Source organism: Petrocella atlantisensis, assembly GCF_900538275.1.
Lineage (GTDB): Bacteria > Bacillota > Clostridia > Lachnospirales > Vallitaleaceae > Petrocella > Petrocella atlantisensis.
This window is the reverse complement of record NZ_LR130778.1, coordinates 360,355-378,179: the sequence shown is the minus strand read 5'-3', so window position 1 is coordinate 378,179 and position 17,825 is coordinate 360,355. Positions and strand designations below refer to the sequence as shown.

15 protein-coding genes and 2 riboswitches are annotated in these 17,825 nt (G+C 40.4%); all 15 genes read left to right on the top strand.

Translation table 11 applies throughout. The annotated features are described in order from the left end of the window. The first annotated feature begins 12 nt into the window (after positions 1–12). The 15 genes from PATL70BA_RS01910 (at position 13) to PATL70BA_RS01845 (ending at position 17,815) form a co-directional block, all read left to right on the top strand. Entirely contained in the window at positions 13–1,986 is a 1,974-nt protein-coding gene (locus PATL70BA_RS01910; RefSeq protein ID WP_125135788.1) for an S-layer homology domain-containing protein, read from the top strand. Positions 1,987–2,110: 124 nt separating this feature from the next. Beyond that, positions 2,111–2,830, top strand: coding sequence for a YveK family protein (locus PATL70BA_RS01905; RefSeq protein WP_125135787.1), 720 nt, complete (start codon positions 2,111–2,113; stop codon positions 2,828–2,830). Next, the gene (locus PATL70BA_RS01900; RefSeq protein ID WP_125135786.1) at positions 2,827–3,528 is read left to right on the top strand and encodes a CpsD/CapB family tyrosine-protein kinase; all 702 of its coding nucleotides are present in this window, start codon (positions 2,827–2,829) and stop codon (positions 3,526–3,528) included. Before PATL70BA_RS01905 ends, PATL70BA_RS01900 begins: the two co-directional genes overlap by 4 nt. Positions 3,529–3,752: 224 nt before the next feature. Next, positions 3,753–5,255: an ISLre2 family transposase gene (locus PATL70BA_RS01895; RefSeq protein ID WP_125135785.1), complete on the top strand. Its 1,503-nt coding sequence runs from the start codon at positions 3,753–3,755 to the stop codon at positions 5,253–5,255. A gap of 405 nt (positions 5,256–5,660) precedes the next feature. Then, positions 5,661–5,747: riboswitch (cyclic di-GMP riboswitch) on the top strand. A gap of 147 nt (positions 5,748–5,894) precedes the next feature. After that, positions 5,895–7,796, top strand: a complete 1,902-nt coding sequence (locus PATL70BA_RS01890) for a polysaccharide biosynthesis protein (RefSeq protein ID WP_125135784.1) — start codon at positions 5,895–5,897, stop codon at positions 7,794–7,796. A gap of 109 nt (positions 7,797–7,905) precedes the next feature. After that, positions 7,906–9,897 (top strand): S-layer homology domain-containing protein, encoded by a 1,992-nt coding sequence (locus PATL70BA_RS01885; protein ID WP_125135783.1) that lies wholly within the window; start codon positions 7,906–7,908, stop codon positions 9,895–9,897. Between the two features lie 68 nt (positions 9,898–9,965). Beyond that, positions 9,966–10,931 carry an S-layer homology domain-containing protein gene (locus PATL70BA_RS01880; protein ID WP_125135782.1) on the top strand — a complete coding sequence of 322 codons (966 nt, stop codon included), beginning with the start codon at positions 9,966–9,968 and terminating at the stop codon, positions 10,929–10,931. A 12-nt stretch (positions 10,932–10,943) separates the two neighbouring features. Beyond that, positions 10,944–11,663, top strand: a complete 720-nt coding sequence (locus PATL70BA_RS01875) for a YveK family protein (protein ID WP_125135781.1) — start codon at positions 10,944–10,946, stop codon at positions 11,661–11,663. Continuing rightward, entirely contained in the window at positions 11,660–12,361 is a 702-nt protein-coding gene (locus tag PATL70BA_RS01870) for a CpsD/CapB family tyrosine-protein kinase (protein WP_125135780.1), read from the top strand. Before PATL70BA_RS01875 ends, PATL70BA_RS01870 begins: the two co-directional genes overlap by 4 nt. Before the next feature lie 187 nt (positions 12,362–12,548). Beyond that, positions 12,549–12,634: riboswitch (cyclic di-GMP riboswitch) on the top strand. 147 nt (positions 12,635–12,781) lie between these two features. Continuing rightward, entirely contained in the window at positions 12,782–14,527 is a 1,746-nt protein-coding gene (locus tag PATL70BA_RS01865) for a polysaccharide biosynthesis protein (RefSeq protein WP_243115949.1), read from the top strand. After that, positions 14,524–14,682, top strand: a complete 159-nt coding sequence (locus tag PATL70BA_RS16430; protein WP_243115948.1) for a hypothetical protein — start codon at positions 14,524–14,526, stop codon at positions 14,680–14,682. The genes PATL70BA_RS01865 and PATL70BA_RS16430 overlap by 4 nt, the downstream gene beginning before the upstream one ends. 109 nt (positions 14,683–14,791) lie before the next feature. Beyond that, a complete protein-coding gene (locus tag PATL70BA_RS01860) occupies positions 14,792–16,165 on the top strand; it encodes an S-layer homology domain-containing protein (RefSeq protein ID WP_125135779.1) in 1,374 nt (457 codons plus the stop codon). Between the two features lie 8 nt (positions 16,166–16,173). After that, positions 16,174–16,782, top strand: coding sequence for a hypothetical protein (locus tag PATL70BA_RS01855; RefSeq protein ID WP_125135778.1), 609 nt, complete (start codon positions 16,174–16,176; stop codon positions 16,780–16,782). A gap of 68 nt (positions 16,783–16,850) precedes the next feature. Then, entirely contained in the window at positions 16,851–17,450 is a 600-nt protein-coding gene (locus PATL70BA_RS01850; protein WP_125135777.1) for an S-layer homology domain-containing protein, read from the top strand. 83 nt (positions 17,451–17,533) lie between these two features. Continuing rightward, entirely contained in the window at positions 17,534–17,815 is a 282-nt protein-coding gene (locus PATL70BA_RS01845; protein WP_125135776.1) for a hypothetical protein, read from the top strand. Positions 17,816–17,825 lie beyond the last annotated feature (10 nt).

Here is a 17,825-nt window from a genome sequence, read left to right as displayed (position 1 = left end):
TTGGAGAGAAATATGTTAAACAAAATGAAAAAAGGAATGTCGGTATTACTAACACTAGCATTAGTATTGTCACAAATGACCATGGTAACAGCGGCTGCTTCCGATTATGAGAATCATTGGGCAAATGCTAACATTGAAAAATGGATGGACTTGGGCATCATCAAAGGTTATCCAAGTGGTGCATTCAAGCCTGAAGCATCGATCACCAGAGCTGAATTTGTAACCGTAATTAACAATATATTTCAGCTTGAGGAAAAGACAGACGTTACATTTTCAGATGTTAAAACAACCGATTGGTTTGAAGATGCTGTACTAAAAGCATCCACAGCGGGCATTGTAAGCGGACATAACAACCGTTTTAGACCCGATGACCGTATCACCCGTCAAGAAGCAGCGATCGTACTTACCAATGCTTTTCAACTGACTGGTACAGAAGCAGCAGCCTATAGCACCTACACAGATGCATCAGATGTAGCGACTTGGGCAGCAACACAGATGAGTGTCCTAGTAGAAAAAGGCTATATGCAAGGAAGAAGCAACAATGAACTCGCACCTATGAGCAACTTAACAAGAGCAGAAGCCGTTACTTTACTCAGTAATATTGCAGGTGAACTCATCACAGAACCGGGAGAAGTAACCGGTATGACTTATGAGGGCAACCTTGTTGTCAGCTCAACTGGCGTTATCTTAAAAGACACCACCATCAAAGGCAACCTATACATCGCACAAGGTGTAGCTGATGGTGAAGTAGACCTTGATAATGTTATTGTAGAAGGTGAACTTGTAGCATTTGGTGGTGGTGAGAACACGATTACCTTAACCAATACAGAAGTAGGCACACTTCGTGTCATCAAACACAACGGAAAAATCCGTATATTAGCAATCGGCAACACGAAAGTGGACAAAGTCGATATGCATTCCGGTGGTAAACTTCAAGAAGACGGATCCTTAACCGGTAACGGATTTGGTAACGTTGAGATCTATACCGTAAGACCTGGGGAAACTTTAACACTTGAAGGTGACTTTGAAGCCTTAACCGTGAATACACCAGTAAAGAATCTAGTCGTAAGTGAAGGTTCAGTAGGTACCTTAACCATTATGAAAAACGCTGAAGGTTCAGAGCTAAACATAAGCTCAACCGGTAATGTCGGCAACTTAGTGCTTTCCGGTTCAACCACAGTAACGGGAACAGGAACGATTACCAAAGCAGTCGTTAATGTAAATGGTAGCACCATGACCATGACACCAACAGAAACAACCGTATCAAAAGACGTTGAAGTAGAAGTTGGCGGTGAGACAGTGACCGAAGACGACAACACAGCAACAACCCCTCCATCAGGTGGCGGCGGTGGCGGTGGCGGATCAACCACACCTACAACAACCTTAACTTTTGAGATGTCGATTGGTACTCAAGATAAAGTGGTCACCATATCAGCGGCAACAAATGCAAATTATACAGAAATATTACGTCAAGTACTAAACGCATCTTATAATGAATTTGATACAACCTATGATGCTTACATTGCTAACGTAGATGCCGGCTCAGGAGCTTTCCTACTTGATTCCTTAGCCATCTTCTTATATGCAGATCAAGCAGATTTATCCGGTACCGACTATGCAGGTATGGCATTATCAGGCGATGGTATTTGGTCAGATGCTGAGAAGAAAGAAGCTTTAAGAGAAGCACTGGAAATTACCAAAAATAACTATAATAACTTAGCAAAAGTTCAAGCAGATCTAACAACCATTGCAGAACGTGTCGACTTTACAACCATTTTATATGACGGTCAACAATACAAGAGTGTCGTTGTGACCAAGGGTGCTACTGAAGTAGCATCTTACATACAAGGTGGCGACAAAGCGGGTTATATTGAAGATCTATTCAATGAACTTGAAGCTTTGACCATGTCAAGCAATGTAAGCTATACAGTAACCACAACCCTTGCAGATGACACAGTACGTACAGCAACATTTGGCGCTAACTAGTCAAGTAATATAATATATATGCAAAGCGGGCTTATGGCCTGCTTTGCATATCTTTTAAAAAAGAGGTACATATGAAATCAACCAAAAAGTTTGCCAGGCAAATTATAAGTAAAGGAACAAAATCATGCAAGAATATGAAGAAATCGACCTATTAGAATTAATCAAGACCCTATGGAAAAGAAAATGGATCATCATTGCCTGCGTCATTCTAGCAGCACTCATGGCTTTTTCCTATACACGGTTTGCCATCACACCTATGTATGAATCCAAAACCACACTTATGGTTAACGGATCTAAGAGCTCAGGCTTAAGTGACATCGCTTCTAGCTTTGATCTAGGTAGCATTAACATGAGCCAGAAGTTGGTTGTAACCTACAGTGAGATTGTTCAGTCACGTATTGTTCTGGAACAAGTCATCAACCGCTTGGAGCTGGATTTGACCTATGGTCAATTACTAGAGCGCATCACCTCCGTACCGGTCAAAAACACAGAGATTCTTCAAGTATCTGTAAAGCATGAAGACCCCGAACAAGCGGCGCTAATTGCTAATACAATAACAGATGTATTTATCAAAGAAGTCATGCGTATCATCAAAGCGGATAATGTAGAGATTATTGACAAGGCCATTGGTATATACACACCCATCAACGTCAAGCTCATTATGAATGTTGCTATTGGTGGTATTTTAGGTGGCATGGTTGGTGTCGGAATTATCTTCTTGATCATCTTATTTGACCGTACCCTTAAGACAGCAGAGGATATAGAGAAGCACTTAGGCTTACCGGTCCTTGGCACCATTGTTGACTTCAAAAACTTAGAAACAAAGCATGAGGTAAAATCATGAAAGATATAATCGTTCATAATCACCCAAAATCATCCATATCAGAGGCCTATAGAGCCATCAGAACCAATATAGAATTTGCCAATATAGACAAGAACATACGCACCATATTGGTCACCAGCACCACGCCCGGAGAAGGTAAAACCACCACACTGGCCAACATCGCCGCAACCATGACACAAAACGGTGAGCGGGTACTGGTGATAGACTGTGACATGAGAAAACCAAGGGTACATAAACTCTTTGGGATCTCCAATAAAAAAGGCCTAGCAGATATGCTAAGGAAAGAGCACAACTACGTAGACTACATCCAACGGGTAGAAGACCTTAACCTAGATGTACTAACAGCAGGTAAGATTCCGACCAACCCTTCAGAACTGCTACACTCTAATGCCATGAAGAATCTGATTACTGTTTTAAAAGAAGAATATGACTATATATTCTTAGATACACCCCCGGTAACACCGGTAACAGATGCAACCATCTTATCCGGGTATATTGACGGGGTCATCTTAGTGGTAGCATCAGGCGCAGTGGACATTGATTTAACCAAGCGGGCGGTTCAGTCCATGACAAAGGTCGGTGCCAACATCTTAGGTGTTGTCATCAATAAGCTGAAGGTAGAGAGTGCCAAACAATACCAGACCTATTATTATTATCAATCAAAAGAGGTTGAGGAGGAAGATGTCATTCAAATTTAATAGTAAAAAACAAATATCACATTTGTCACCTACAACATAGGCATTTAAGCTGTCAAACGTAAGGGATGTATTTATTAAAATTTTATCAATCACTATTTAGTGTTTGAGACCACCACGTTAGCGTAAAGATAGTGTCGGATAAATAAAGATAAAAGAAAAACACCAAGTTGTGATATTATAAGTTTTGCGAGAAACCAAAATATACAACGAAAGGTGTTTTTCTTATGCATATTAGTATACAACAATTTATGGAGATTGGTATCAAAAAGATTGAAAAAGTAGTAGAAAGTTTTATAAATGATGATCAAATGAATATTGGAGAGTTTGTTCTTGAGTTAGGAAAACCATTACAGGAGCTGCAACGAGAGATTATTGCAGAGACAATAGAAGGCATTGATGAGGTGTATAGAAAATCAGCATATCGAATCAATCACTACGTGGTTGAACGTGCTAGGGTCCCTAATTCATTTACAAGCACATGCGGTGAGATCAAGTACAAAAGGACTTATTTTAAGTCGAAAGAAACAGGTGAATTCATATTTCTTGCAGATAAAGCATGTGGTATTACAAAAAACATGAGAAAAAGTGAAGATGTTGTTATAGAAGCCATAAAGCATGTTGTTGACACTAGCTATAGAATCAGTGGTGAACATGCAACACATACAGAAGATATTATCAGTAAACAAGCGGTCATGAAAGAGGTTCATAGCTTAGAAATACCTGCATTAATACCCTTTGTAAAGAAAAAGAGACAGGTCAAAGTCCTATATATAAATGCTGATGAAGACCATGTATCCTTACAATTCAACAATAAAAAGGGAGATTTAAACGTCGGAGAAAATGGCTATAAAAGCAACACAATAGAGCCACGTCTAGCATGTATTTTTGAGGATGTTGAAAAAGAAAGCCAAGGAAGTAAAAGAAATAGACTAATAGGAAAACATTACTTTGCAGGCGTTTACAAAAAGAGTGAAGACTTATGGGAAGAAGTGCTTGAGTACATAGATGCGGTTTATGATGAAGACTATTTGGAACATATCTACATCATGGGAGATGGCGCATCGTGGATAAAATCAGGGATGGATGTGCTCGGGGCAAAGTGTTATTTTGTGCTTGATAAATTCCATTTAAACCAAGCAATTATGAGAGCTATAGGTCATCTTGGTGATTCAGTATCAGATGCAAGAAAGGCAATCTATGACGGCATAAGATCTGAAGATAAAAAAGCAGTCAATACAGTCTTTGACATAGCCCTTGAGTACTCAGATAGCGAGAATAGAAAAGAACAGATAAGAAGAACCAGGGTATACATAAGCAATCACTGGGAAGCCATAATAAGACCTAATCATGATGAATATGCAAGGATGGGTTGCAGTGCAGAAGGTCAAGTGAGCCACCTCCTCTCTTCAAGGTTAAGTAGCCGTCCGCTAGGATGGTCAAAGAAAGGTGTAACTAAGATGGCAAGACTTAGAGCTTATGTAGCCAATGATGGTAAAGTATGTGATTTGATTAAATACAAGCAAGAAAAACAGCACCGCATGATTCAAGATGAGATAAAAATAGAAGTAGATAAAGAGATAAAAAGGAAACAAAAGACCTATACAGACGTTTGGAACCATCAGACAGTCGCAGGTAGTACCCGGCTAGTAGATGGTATGTATTGTCTTACAAAGAAACTAAGGGCATCATTTGATCTACGTTTAGTAAAAAGACATAAGAAAAAGTGAAATCAGATGTGTAGAGGATAAAGTTCCTGGAATGACTATGTTGCAAAACGCCAGAATACAAGGATGTATTCCACCTTCGTTTGATACATGGACGTATCAACGAAGGTCGTTTGCAATGTAGTCATGGAAGGGTTTTAGCCGACGAATTTAGATATACTAAAGTCTAGTAGCCACAATCCTAAATGGACTGGCTTTTTAAGTATGCAAAATTAATGGAAAAGGTACAATGAATTATAAAACTATGATAAGATGGTTTTTACAGAACTCAAAATATCTCATCAGGATTTTTCTATCCTTACTTTTCCGACACTAAATTAACGCGACCGACCACCACGGTCCTATTGACAAAATTATTATGTGCTATTATACTGGACTATAAACAACAAACAACCAAGATATCAAGTTATCTGATAAAGGCAAACCCAATGAAAATTGGGGACGCAAAACCACGGGCCTTAAGGTAGTAGTGACCAAGGTAGCCGGGTTACCAAATACTGAAAATACAAGAATCATGTATTAGCTTTGTTTGGCAATCCAACCAGAGCTTTTTTTTGCGCTGGTGGACCATCAAGTATGCATTAAGTAGGATGCAGAGTGTGAAAATCCAATAAGTGAATCAATGCGGAAGAAGGGTAATACATGTTAAAAAAAGTAAGTAGACAGATGTTGTTACTTGTCACAGATATTATTGCAGTCAATGTATCTTTTTTATTAGCTTTATTTTTACATACGGAAGGTAATGTGCCGGAGGCGACTATTCTATCCTACGTCGGAGCGGTTGTTATCCTTACTATTGGAAAGATTCTAATATATAAGTATTTTGGTTTATATAACAGTCTGTGGTCTTATGCGTCCGTGGAAGAGCTATTAAAAGTCGTCATGGCTGGTATTACAGCCAACGTCCTTGGCGCCATCTACCTGATCTCTATGGGCATTGAGTTGTATTTTGGTATTTATATCATTGGTGCTATCTTTGAGATTACCATCGTAGGCTTTATTAGGTTCAGTTACCGGTTTTTTAGACGCATCAAAAACAAGTATCCGATTATGCAGCAAGCACATAAAAACAATATATTAATCGTAGGCAGTGATGCAGCAGGTACTCTGATTGCCAGTGAGATAATAAATCATTCCGTGTCTTACGGGCATGTCATTGGCTTTATTGATGATGATGCGCATAAACTCTATAAGTCTATTGGTGGTATTAAGGTTCTTGGTAATTATCACGACATATACAGTGTAGCCCATCGCTTTAATATTGATGAAATTATTATCGCCCTCCCATCTTCGACCACAGTAGCTATGAAACAGATCTTAGAAGAATGTAGTCGATCAGAAGCAAAGGTTAGAATCATACCAAGTATTCGAGAAATTATTGATGGGCAACTATCCCTTAGCAAGATTAGAGATGTTGAGATTGAAGACTTATTGGGACGTGATATCGTCAATCTGAATGTGACAGAAGTGGCCAATTACATTGAAGACAAAATCATCATGGTTACAGGCGGTGGTGGCTCCATAGGCTCAGAACTATGCAGACAGATCGCCAGATTCCTACCCTCCAAGCTTATTATCCTAGATGTCTATGAGAACAATGCCTATGACATTCAGAATGAATTACTTAGAACCTATGGAGATAGGTTGGATCTAGATGTTATCATTGCATCGGTCAGAGACCGAGATAACATCTTCGCCATTGTAGAAGAGCATGCACCGGATGTCATCTTCCACGCAGCCGCTCACAAACATGTGCCACTTATGGAACGGGCACCCAAAGAAGCCATCAAGAACAATGTTTTTGGTACGAAAAATATAGCCGAAGCCGCCCATGAATTCGGCGTAGAACGGTTTGTTATGGTCTCAACAGACAAAGCGGTCAACCCAACCAATATCATGGGTGCCAGCAAACGAATCTGTGAGATGATTATACAAGGCCTTGCCAAACAAAGTGAAACAAAATTCACGGCCGTACGGTTTGGTAATGTTCTTGGCAGCAACGGCTCTGTCATACCACTTTTTAAGAAACAGATTGAAGCAGGTGGGCCGATTACCGTCACGCATAAAGAAATCATACGCTACTTCATGACCATCTCCGAAGCCGCCCAACTGGTCATTCAGTCCGGCGGTATAGCAAAAGGCGGCGAGATCTTCGTCCTTGATATGGGTGAGCCGGTGAAGATCTATGATCTGGCAGTAGACCTCATAAGACTCTCCGGTCTTAAGTTGAACGAAGACATAAAGATCAAAATCACCGGTCTAAGACCGGGGGAGAAGCTATACGAAGAACTTCTTATGGATGATGAAGGGCTAAGAAATACCAAGTATGAGAAGATTCACATTGGAAGGCCTATTGAAATCAACTATCATGAACTAAAAAGTGCTTTGAACGAGCTTTTAGTGATTCTTAAATCTCCGGAAAATGAGACCCTTATAGAGATGATTCAAGAGATTGTACCGACATATAGAAACAACACAGAAGTGAACAATGAGAACAAACATAGAATAGAATCTATAGAGCGTTATAAGTTGGCCAAAGCATAAATGATTGAATGTGAGCCAATGATACAGTGCCTATGCCTACAAGTTAGGTATCAAACAAGTTTTAATTCACGTATGTGATTAAAAAAAATATAATATATAGGAGAAAAAAATGTTAAATAAGATGAAAAAAGGAATGTCGGTATTACTAACACTAGCACTAGTATTATCACAGATGACCATGGTAACAGCGGCTGCTTCCGATTATGAGAATCATTGGGCAAATGCTAACATTGAAAAATGGATGGACTTGGGCATTATCAAAGGTTATCCAAGTGGTGCATTCATGCCTGAAGCATCAATCACCAGAGCTGAATTTGTAACCGTAATTAACAATATATTTCAGCTTGAGGAAAAGACAGACGTTACATTTTCAGATGTTAAAACAACCGATTGGTTTGAAGATGCTGTACTAAAAGCATCCACAGCGGGCATTGTAAGCGGACATAACAACCGTTTTAGACCCGATGACCGTATTACCCGTCAAGAAGCAGCGATCGTACTTACCAATGCTTTTCAACTGACAGGTACAGAAGCAGCAGCCTATAGTACCTACACAGATGCATCAGATGTAGCGACTTGGGCAGCAACACAGATGAGTGTCCTAGTAGAAAAAGGCTATATGCAAGGAAGAAGCAACAACGAACTCGCACCTATGAGCAACTTAACAAGAGCAGAAGCCGTTACTTTACTCAGTAATATTGCAGGTGAACTCATCACAGAACCGGGAGAAGTAACCGGTATGACTTATGAGGGCAACCTTGTTGTCAGCTCAACAGGCGTTATCCTAAAAGACACCACCATCAAAGGCAACCTATACATCGCACAAGGTGTAGCTGATGGTGAAGTAGATCTAGATAATGTCAAAGTTCAAGGTGAACTTGTAGCATTTGGTGGTGGTGAGAACACGATTACCTTAACCAATACAGAAGTAGGCACACTTCGTGTCATCAAACACAACGGAAAAATCCGTATATTAGCAATCGGCAACACGAAAGTGGACAAAGTCGATATGCATTCCGGTGGTAAACTTCAAGAAGACGGATCCTTAACCGGTAACGGATTTGGTAACGTTGAGATCTATACCGTAAGACCTGGGGAAACCTTAACACTTGAAGGTGACTTTGAAGCCTTAACCGTGAATACACCAGTAAAGAATCTAGTCGTAAGTGAAGGTTCAGTAGGTACCTTAACCATTATGAAAAACGCTGAAGGTTCAGAGCTAAACATAAGCTCAACCGGTAATGTCGGCAACTTAGTGCTTTCCGGTTCAACCACAGTAACGGGAACAGGAACGATTACCAAAGCAGTCGTTAATGTAAATGGTAGCACCATGACCATGACACCAACAGAAACAACCGTATCAAAAGACGTTGAAGTAGAAGTTGGCGGTGAGACAGTGACCGAAGACGACAACACAGCAACAACCCCTCCATCAGGTGGCGGCGGTGGCGGTGGCGGATCAACCACACCTACAACAACCTTAACTTTTGAGATGTCGATTGGTACTCAAGATAAAGTGGTCACCATATCAGCGGCAACAAATGCAAATTATACAGAAATATTACGTCAAGTACTAAACGCATCTTATAATGAATTTGATACAACCTATGATGCTTACATTGCTAACGTAGATGCCGGCTCAGGAGCTTTCCTACTTGATTCCTTAGCCATCTTCTTATATGCAGATCAAGCAGATTTATCAGGAACCCTCTATGCAAACATGACTTTGTCGGATAGTGAAGGCAATGGTAATACTGTTTGGTCAGATGCAGAGAAGAAAGAAGCTTTAAGAGAAGCACTGGAAATCACCAAAAACAACTATAACAACTTAGCAGAAGTTCAAGCAGATCTAACGACCATTGCAGAACGTGTTGACTTTACAACCATTTTATATGATGGTCAACAGTACAAGAGTGTCGTAGTAACCAACAGTCAAGACGTTGAAGTAGCATCTTACATACAAGGTGGCGACAAAGCGGGTTATATTGAAGATCTATTCAATGAACTTGAAGCTTTGACCATGTCAAGCAATGTAAGCTATACAGTAACCACAACCCTTGCAGATGACACAGCACGTACAGCAACATTTGGCGCTAATTAGATAAGACAGAATTAGGATGCAAAGCGGGCTTTTGCCTGCTTTGCATATCTTATAAAAAAGAGGTACATATGAAATCAACCAATAAATTAGCCAGACAAGTCATAAGTTTATTACTACTAATACCATTACTGAGTCAGACCGTATATGCTTTTACGGATCTAGAACCAAGTAAAGCTTCAACACCCTATATTGAAGAATTTTCTGATAGAGGTCTCATCCATGGTTATACTGACGGGACATTCATGCCGGACAAAGCCATAACCCGAGCAGAATTCTTAACCCTTATTAACCGTACTTTTGGCTATACATTAGAAACAGATCAAGTTCAGTTTGGTGATATTAACGGACAGGAATGGTTTGCTGACCAACTTAGAATCACCATGGCAGCCGGTTATATCAAAGGCTATCCGGACGGAACTTTTAGACCCAATCAACTTATATCCAGACAAGAAGTCGCTACAGTGCTAAACCGTATCTTAGGCTATACACCAGAAACATTTACACCGACCCATGACACCTTAGCCATTTGGGCGAGAGATGACATACAGAGCCTATTGGCTTATAAGATTATGTTTTTACAAGACGGTTACTTTAGAGGTGATGTACCCATTACCCGTGAAGATACAGTCATTTCTTTACTTACCATATTACATCAGAAGGAAGCATTAGAAGAACAAGAAGTACCTGTACTACCGGAAGGTGGCTATACCGTTATCAACGGCACGACACCTACCAATGCGGTTATCTATGCCATGGAAGTGACGATTATAGGGCTTGATGAAGTATTAAGCGGTGGCACCAAGTACGCTCAGAAATTAACAACAGAACATCTGCAGATTGTAGAAGATATTCAGCACGCCATGACAAGCTATCTGGCAGATTATACTTACGACTATGAAGGTGCGGCAGAAGATGTTAATGTCCGTTATAAGCAGCTAACATCAACGGAACAAAACAACATAAAGAATGCCATCAGTGCTTCTGTGCCATACACCTATTTGGATACAGTAAAACAATTCTTCGATACAAAGTAAAGGAACAAAATCATGCAAGAATATGAAGAAATCGACCTATTAGAATTAATCAAGACCCTATGGAAAAGAAAATGGATCATCATTGCCTGCGTCATTCTAGCAGCACTCATGGCTTTTTCCTATACACGGTTTGCCATCACACCTATGTATGAATCCAAAACCACACTCATGGTTAACGGCTCCAAGAGTTCAGGCCTGGGGGACATTGCATCTAGTTTTGATCTGGGTAGCATTAACATGAGTCAGAAATTGGTTGTAACCTACAGTGAGATTGTGCAGTCACGTATTGTTCTGGAACAAGTCATCAACCGTTTGGAACTGGATCTGACCTATGGTCAATTACTAGAGCGCATCACATCCGTACCGGTCAAAAACACAGAGATTCTCCAAATCTCCGTAAAGCATGAAGACCCCGAACAAGCGGCGCTAATTGCTAATACAATCACAGATGTATTTATCAAAGAAGTCATGCGTATCATCAAAGCGGATAATGTAGAGATTATTGACAAGGCCATTGGTATATACACACCCATCAACGTCAAGCTCGTTATGAATGTTGCTATTGGTGGTATTTTAGGTGGCATGGTTGGTGTCGGTATTATCTTCTTGATCATCTTATTTGACCGTACCCTTAAGACGGCGGAGGATATAGAGAAGCACTTGGGCTTACCGGTCCTTGGCACCATTATTGACTTCAAAAACTTAGAAACAAAGCATGAGGTAAAATCATGAAAGATATAATCGTTCATAATCACCCAAAATCATCCATATCAGAGGCCTACAGAGCCATCAGAACCAATATAGAATTTGCCAATATAGACAAGAACATACGCACCATATTGGTCACCAGCACCACACCCGGAGAAGGCAAAACAACCACACTGGCCAACATCGCCGCAACCATGACACAAAACGGTGAGCGGGTACTGGTGATAGACTGTGACATGAGAAAACCAAGGGTACATAAACTCTTTGGGATCTCTAACAAAAAAGGCCTAGCAGATATGCTAAGGAAAGAGCACAACTACGTAGACTATATCCAACGGGTAGAAGACCTTAACCTAGATGTACTAACAGCAGGAAAGATTCCGACCAACCCTTCAGAACTGCTGCACTCCAATGCCATGAAGAACCTGATCACAGCCTTAAAAGAAGAATATGACTATATATTCTTAGATACACCACCGGTAACACCGGTAACGGACGCAACCATCTTATCCGGGTATATTGACGGGGTCATCTTAGTGGTAGCATCAGGCGCAGTGGACATTGATCTAACCAAGCGGGCGGTTCAGTCCATGACTAAGGTCGGTGCCAACATCTTAGGTGTTGTCATCAATAAGATGAAGGTAGAGAGTGCCAAACAATACCAGATCTACTATTATTATCAATCAAAAGAGGTTGAGGAGGAAGATGTCATTCAAATTTAATAGTAAAAAACAAATATCACATTTGTCACCTACAACATAGGCATTTAAGCTGTCAAGCGTAAGGGATGTATTTATTAAAATTTTATCAATCACTATTTAGTGTTTGAGACCACCACGGTCCTATTGACAAAATTATTATGTGCTATTATACTGGACTATAAACAACAAACAACCAAGATATCAAGTTATCTGATAAAGGCAAACCCAATGAAAATTGGGGACGCAAAACACGGGCCTTAAGGTAGTAGTGACCAAGGTAGCCGGGTTACCAAATACTGAAAATACAAGAATCATGTATTAGCTTTGTTTGGCAATCCAACCAGAGCTTTTTTTTGCGCTGGTGGACCATCAAGTATGCATTAAGTAGGATGCAGAGTGTGAAAATCCAATAAGTGAATCAATGCGGAAGAAGGGTAATACATGTTAAAAAAAGTAAGTAGACAGATGTTGTTACTTGTCACAGATATTATTGCAGTCAATGTATCTTTTTTATTAGCTTTATTTTTACATACGGAAGGTAATGTGCCGGAGGCGACTATTCTATCCTACGTCGGAGCGGTTGTTATCCTTACTATTGGAAAGATTCTAATATATAAGTATTTTGGTTTATATAACAGTCTGTGGTCTTATGCGTCCGTGGAAGAGCTATTAAAAGTCGTCATGGCTGGTATTACAGCCAACGTCCTTGGCGCCATCTACCTGATCTCTATGGGCATTGAGTTGTATTTTGGTATTTATATCATTGGTGCTATCTTTGAGATTACCATCGTAGGCTTTATTAGGTTCAGTTACCGGTTTTTTAGACGCATCAAAAACAAGTATCCGATTATGCAGCAAGCACATAAAAACAATATATTAATCGTAGGCAGTGATGCAGCAGGTACTCTGATTGCCAGTGAGATAATAAATCATTCCGTGTCTTACGGGCATGTCATTGGCTTTATTGATGATGATGCGCATAAACTCTATAAGTCTATTGGTGGTATTAAGGTTCTTGGTAATTATCACGACATATACAGTGTAGCCCATCGCTTTAATATTGATGAAATTATTATCGCCCTCCCATCTTCGACCACAGTAGCTATGAAACAGATCTTAGAAGAATGTAGTCGATCAGAAGCAAAGGTTAGAATCATACCAAGTATTCGAGAAATTATTGATGGGCAACTATCCCTTAGCAAGATTAGAGATGTTGAGATTGAAGACTTATTGGGACGTGATATCGTCAATCTGAATGTGACAGAAGTGGCCAATTACATTGAAGACAAAATCATCATGGTTACAGGCGGTGGTGGCTCCATAGGCTCAGAACTATGCAGACAGATCGCCAGATTCCTACCCTCCAAGCTTATTATCCTAGATGTCTATGAGAACAATGCCTATGACATTCAGAATGAATTACTTAGAACCTATGGAGATAGGTTGGATCTAGATGTTATCATTGCATCGGTCAGAGACCGAGATAACATCTTCGCCATTGTAGAAGAGCATGCACCGGATGTCATCTTCCACGCAGCCGCTCACAAACATGTGCCACTTATGGAACGGGCACCCAAAGAAGCCATCAAGAACAATGTTTTTGGTACGAAAAATATAGCCGAAGCCGCCCATGAATTCGGCGTAGAACGGTTTGTTATGGTCTCAACAGACAAAGCGGTCAACCCAACCAATATCATGGGTGCCAGCAAACGAATCTGTGAGATGATTATACAAGGCCTTGCCAAACAAAGTGAAACAAAATTCACGGCCGTACGGTTTGGTAATGTTCTTGGCAGCAACGGCTCTGTCATACCACTTTTTAAGAAACAGATTGAAGCAGGTGGGCCGATTACCGTCACGCATAAAGAAATCATACGCTACTTCATGACCATCTCCGAAGCCGCCCAACTGGTCATTCAGTCCGGCGGTATAGCAAAAGGCGGCGAGATCTTCGTCCTTGATATGGGTGAGCCGGTGAAGATCTATGATCTGGCAGTAGACCTCATAAGACTCTCCGGTCTTAAGTTGAACGAAGACATAAAGATCAAAATCACCGGTCTAAGACCGGGGGAGAAGCTATACGAAGAACTTCTTATGGATGATGAAGGGCTAAGAAATACCAAGTATGAGAAGATTCACATTGGAAGGCCTATTGAAATCAACTATCATGAACTAAAAGTGCTTTGAACGAGCTTTTAGTGATTCTTAAATCTCCGGAAAATGAGACCCTTATAGAGATGATTCAAGAGATTGTACCGACATATAGAAACAACACAGAAGTGAACAATGAGAACAAACATAGAATAGAATCTATAGAGCGTTATAAGTTGGCCAAAGCATAAATGATTGAATGTGAGCCAATGATACAGTGCCTATGCCTACAAGTTAGGTATCAAACAAGTTTTAATTCACGTATGTGATTAAAAAAAATATAATATATAGGAGAAAAAAATGTTAAATAAGATGAAAAAAGGAATGTCGGTATTACTAACACTAGCACTAGTATTATCACAGATGACCATGGTAACAGCGGCTGCTTCCGATTATGAGAATCATTGGGCAAATGCTAACATTGAAAAATGGATGGACTTGGGCATTATCAAAGGTTATCCAAGTGGTGCATTCATGCCTGAAGCATCAATCACCAGAGCTGAATTTGTAACCGTAATTAACAATATATTTCAGCTTGAGGAAAAGACAGACGTTACATTTTCAGATGTTAAAACAACCGATTGGTTTGAAGATGCTGTACTAAAAGCATCCACAGCGGGCATTGTAAGCGGACATAACAACCGTTTTAGACCCGATGACCGTATTACCCGTCAAGAAGCAGCGATCGTACTTACCAATGCTTTTCAACTGACAGGTACAGAAGCAGCAGCCTATAGTACCTACACAGATGCATCAGATGTAGCGACTTGGGCAGCAACACAGATGAGTGTCCTAGTAGAAAAAGGCTATATGCAAGGAAGAAGCAACAACGAACTCGCACCTATGAGCAACTTAACAAGAGCAGAAGCCGTTACTTTACTCAGTAATATTGCAGGTGAACTCATCACAGAACCGGGAGAAGTAACCGGTATGACTTATGAGGGCAACCTTGTTGTCAGCTCAACAGGCGTTATCCTAAAAGACACCACCATCAAAGGCAACCTATACATCGCACAAGGTGTAGCTGATGGTGAAGTAGATCTAGATAATGTCAAAGTTCAAGGTGAACTTGTAGCATTTGGTGGTGGTGAGAACACGATTACCTTAACCAATACAGAAGTAGGCACACTTCGTGTCATCAAACACAACGGAAAAATCCGTATATTAGCAATCGGCAACACGAAAGTGGACAAAGTCGATATGCATTCCGGTGGTAAACTTCAAGAAGACGGATCCTTAACCGGTAACGGATTTGGTAACGTTGAGATCTATACCGTAAGACCTGGGGAAACCTTAACACTTGAAGGTGACTTTGAAGCCTTAACCGTGAATACACCAGTAAAGAATCTAGTCGTAAGTGAAGGTTCAGTAGGTACCTTAACCATTATGAAAAACGCTGAAGGTTCAGAGCTAAACATAAGCTCAACCGGTAATGTCGGCAACTTAGTGCTTTCCGGTTCAACCACAGTAACGGGAACAGGAACGATTACCAAAGCAGTCGTTAATGTAAATGGTAGCACCATGACCATGACACCAACAGAAACAACCGTATCAAAAGACGTTGAAGTAGAAGTTGGCGGTGAGACAGTGACCGAAGACGACAACACAGCAACAACCCTCCATCAGGTGGCGGCGGTGGCGGTGGCGGATCAACCACACCTACAACAACCTTAACTTTTGAGATGTCGATTGGTACTCAAGATAAAGTGGTCACCATATCAGCGGCAACAAATGCAAATTATACAGAAATATTACGTCAAGTACTAAACGCATCTTATAATGAATTTGATACAACCTATGATGCTTACATTGCTAACGTAGATGCCGGCTCAGGAGCTTTCCTACTTGATTCCTTAGCCATCTTCTTATATGCAGATCAAGCAGATTTATCAGGAACCCTCTATGCAAACATGACTTTGTCGGATAGTGAAGGCAATGGTAATACTGTTTGGTCAGATGCAGAGAAGAAAGAAGCTTTAAGAGAAGCACTGGAAATCACCAAAAACAACTATAACAACTTAGCAGAAGTTCAAGCAGATCTAACGACCATTGCAGAACGTGTTGACTTTACAACCATTTTATATGATGGTCAACAGTACAAGAGTGTCGTAGTAACCAACAGTCAAGACGTTGAAGTAGCATCTTACATACAAGGTGGCGACAAAGCGGGTTATATTGAAGATCTATTCAATGAACTTGAAGCTTTGACCATGTCAAGCAATGTAAGCTATACAGTAACCACAACCCTTGCAGATGACACAGCACGTACAGCAACATTTGGCGCTAATTAGATAAGACAGAATTAGGATGCAAAGCGGGCTTTTGCCTGCTTTGCATATCTTATAAAAAAGAGGTACATATGAAATCAACCAATAAATTAGCCAGACAAGTCATAAGTTTATTACTACTAATACCATTACTGAGTCAGACCGTATATGCTTTTACGGATCTAGAACCAAGTAAAGCTTCAACACCCTATATTGAAGAATTTTCTGATAGAGGTCTCATCCATGGTTATACTGACGGGACATTCATGCCGGACAAAGCCATAACCCGAGCAGAATTCTTAACCCTTATTAACCGTACTTTTGGCTATACATTAGAAACAGATCAAGTTCAGTTTGGTGATATTAACGGACAGGAATGGTTTGCTGACCAACTTAGAATCACCATGGCAGCCGGTTATATCAAAGGCTATCCGGACGGAACTTTTAGACCCAATCAACTTATATCCAGACAAGAAGTCGCTACAGTGCTAAACCGTATCTTAGGCTATACACCAGAAACATTTACACCGACCCATGACACCTTAGCCATTTGGGCGAGAGATGACATACAGAGCCTATTGGCTTATAAGATTATGTTTTACAAGACGGTTACTTTAGAGGTGATGTACCCATTACCCGTGAAGATACAGTCATTTCTTTACTTACCATATTACATCAGAAGGAAGCATTAGAAGAACAAGAAGTACCTGTACTACCGGAAGGTGGCTATACCGTTATCAACGGCACGACACCTACCAATGCGGTTATCTATGCCATGGAAGTGACGATTATAGGGCTTGATGAAGTATTAAGCGGTGGCACCAAGTACGCTCAGAAATTAACAACAGAACATCTGCAGATTGTAGAAGATATTCAGCACGCCATGACAAGCTATCTGGCAGATTATACTTACGACTATGAAGGTGCGGCAGAAGATGTTAATGTCCGTTATAAGCAGCTAACATCAACGGAACAAAACAACATAAAGAATGCCATCAGTGCTTCTGTGCCATACACCTATTTGGATACAGTAAAACAATTCTTCGATACAAAGTAAAGGAACAAAA

What these genes read in the sequence shown, in the direction of transcription:
- PATL70BA_RS01890 (WP_125135784.1), top strand. Translation starts at nt 5,895, where the DNA reads ATGTTAAAAAAAGTAAGTAGACAGATGTTGTTACTTGTCACAGATATT.
- PATL70BA_RS01860 (WP_125135779.1), top strand. Translation starts at nt 14,792, where the DNA reads ATGTTAAATAAGATGAAAAAAGGAATGTCGGTATTACTAACACTAGCA.
- PATL70BA_RS01910 (WP_125135788.1), top strand. Translation starts at nt 13, where the DNA reads ATGTTAAACAAAATGAAAAAAGGAATGTCGGTATTACTAACACTAGCA.
- PATL70BA_RS01905 (WP_125135787.1), top strand. Translation starts at nt 2,111, where the DNA reads ATGCAAGAATATGAAGAAATCGACCTATTAGAATTAATCAAGACCCTA.
- PATL70BA_RS01865 (WP_243115949.1), top strand. Translation starts at nt 12,782, where the DNA reads ATGTTAAAAAAAGTAAGTAGACAGATGTTGTTACTTGTCACAGATATT.
- PATL70BA_RS01870 (WP_125135780.1), top strand. Translation starts at nt 11,660, where the DNA reads ATGAAAGATATAATCGTTCATAATCACCCAAAATCATCCATATCAGAG.
- PATL70BA_RS01900 (WP_125135786.1), top strand. Translation starts at nt 2,827, where the DNA reads ATGAAAGATATAATCGTTCATAATCACCCAAAATCATCCATATCAGAG.
- PATL70BA_RS01895 (WP_125135785.1), top strand. Translation starts at nt 3,753, where the DNA reads ATGCATATTAGTATACAACAATTTATGGAGATTGGTATCAAAAAGATT.
- PATL70BA_RS01850 (WP_125135777.1), top strand. Translation starts at nt 16,851, where the DNA reads ATGAAATCAACCAATAAATTAGCCAGACAAGTCATAAGTTTATTACTA.
- PATL70BA_RS01885 (WP_125135783.1), top strand. Translation starts at nt 7,906, where the DNA reads ATGTTAAATAAGATGAAAAAAGGAATGTCGGTATTACTAACACTAGCA.
- PATL70BA_RS01845 (WP_125135776.1), top strand. Translation starts at nt 17,534, where the DNA reads ATGGAAGTGACGATTATAGGGCTTGATGAAGTATTAAGCGGTGGCACC.
- PATL70BA_RS01875 (WP_125135781.1), top strand. Translation starts at nt 10,944, where the DNA reads ATGCAAGAATATGAAGAAATCGACCTATTAGAATTAATCAAGACCCTA.
- PATL70BA_RS01880 (WP_125135782.1), top strand. Translation starts at nt 9,966, where the DNA reads ATGAAATCAACCAATAAATTAGCCAGACAAGTCATAAGTTTATTACTA.
- PATL70BA_RS01855 (WP_125135778.1), top strand. Translation starts at nt 16,174, where the DNA reads ATGTCGATTGGTACTCAAGATAAAGTGGTCACCATATCAGCGGCAACA.